Genomic DNA, 1,383 nt, shown 5'->3' on the forward strand with positions numbered 1-1,383 from the left:
CTGTTCAACCGGATTCTATATAATATAATACCAAATTTAGCAGGTTCGAGGTATATGCGCCATGCGATACAAATATTAACGATCAAGTCTTTTTTCGGCGTGGATATTGCCCATTAGGAGTATACCTCACTGATATGAAATACGCTGTAGAAATAGTTACAGTAAAAAAGGGAGTGGGGAGTAGAGAATATCCTCAAATTTAATTTTCCTGTATCGCTTTGTCGCATTAGCGCAATTCGGGAGCATATCAACTGACTTGAAGACAAGGTTCAATTGTTGCTAATACTGACTGAGATAAACTAGGTAAGTCATAACCTCCTTCTAAACCAAATAATATTTTGTGGGTTATTTGTAAACAATATTCTGTAAATAATCCATAGTCTTTTGGTTGTAGAGAAATACCTGCTAATGGGTCGTCGTGGTTGGCATCGTAACCAGCACTAACAATCAATAAATCTGGTTGAAAGTTAGCTAAAAAGGGTACGACTTTTTGCTCGAAAGTTGGTTGATAAATAGCCATTGTACTACCTGGTGACATGGGTAAATTTAGTACGTTATTGTAGGAACCATGTTCATCAGCATATCCTGTTCCTGGATAACAGGGAGATTGATGCAAAGAACAGTAGGCTATATTTTCATTAGTTTCTACAATTTCCTGGGTGCCATTACCATGATGTACATCCCAGTCGAGAATGGCAACTTTGTTAATGTCTGCTTTTTCTAGGGCGTAATGAGCGGCGATCGCTGCATTGGAAAATAAGCAAAATCCCATACCCCGTCTACTTTCAGCATGATGCCCGGGGGGTCTTGCCAAGACAAATGCTGGTTTCCCATTTCCCAAGACTAAATCAACCCCATCTAACCAAGCACTTACTGCTAACAATGCTATATCATAACTTTTAGCAGAAACTGGTGTATCCCCGTCTAGATAACCGCCACCAGTATTAGCTATTTCTGCTACTGCTTGAATATGACTAGGAGAATGAACTTTTTCTAGTAGTGTCATCAATGATGGAGCGCGGTTTTCTACAGGAGTAGGTGACTGCCATTGGAGTTGGCCATTGTCAGGAAAAGTATTGAGAGCTGTCACAATTGCAGTTAAACGTTCTGGTCGCTCTGGGTGTAGCATACCAGTTTTGTGTTCGAGAAATTCATCGGAATAAATAACAGAAACCATATTACAAATATCAATATTATAGGTTTTCCAACTGACTAAAACTTAAAAAAAGCTGTCAGCTTTCAGGAGTCAGCATTTAGCAAGATTATTTTTTTGAGCTTGGGTTAAAAAGCTGATAGCTAGTTAATTAAAATTATACCAATATTTTAACTTTTCATTCAACTAAAAATATCTCTCTATTTTCCATTTATTTTAGCAAAATATTC

General features: G+C 37.7%; 1 protein-coding gene. It reads right to left on the reverse strand.

Going from position 1 to position 1,383, the window contains the following annotated elements; all coding sequences use genetic code 11:
- Nucleotides 1-247: 247 nt before the first annotated feature.
- The gene (locus tag AFK68_RS00145) at nucleotides 248-1,177 is read right to left on the reverse strand and encodes a histone deacetylase (RefSeq protein ID WP_094670686.1); all 930 of its coding nucleotides are present in this window, start codon (nucleotides 1,175-1,177) and stop codon (nucleotides 248-250) included.
- Between the last annotated feature and the right edge of the window lie 206 nt (nucleotides 1,178-1,383).

It is taken from the genome of Hydrocoleum sp. CS-953 (assembly GCF_002260545.1).
In the GTDB taxonomy this organism is placed as follows: domain Bacteria; phylum Cyanobacteriota; class Cyanobacteriia; order Cyanobacteriales; family Microcoleaceae; genus Trichodesmium.

What these genes read in the sequence shown, in the direction of transcription:
- AFK68_RS00145 (WP_094670686.1), bottom strand. Translation starts at nt 1,177, where the DNA reads ATGGTTTCTGTTATTTATTCCGATGAATTTCTCGAACACAAAACTGGT.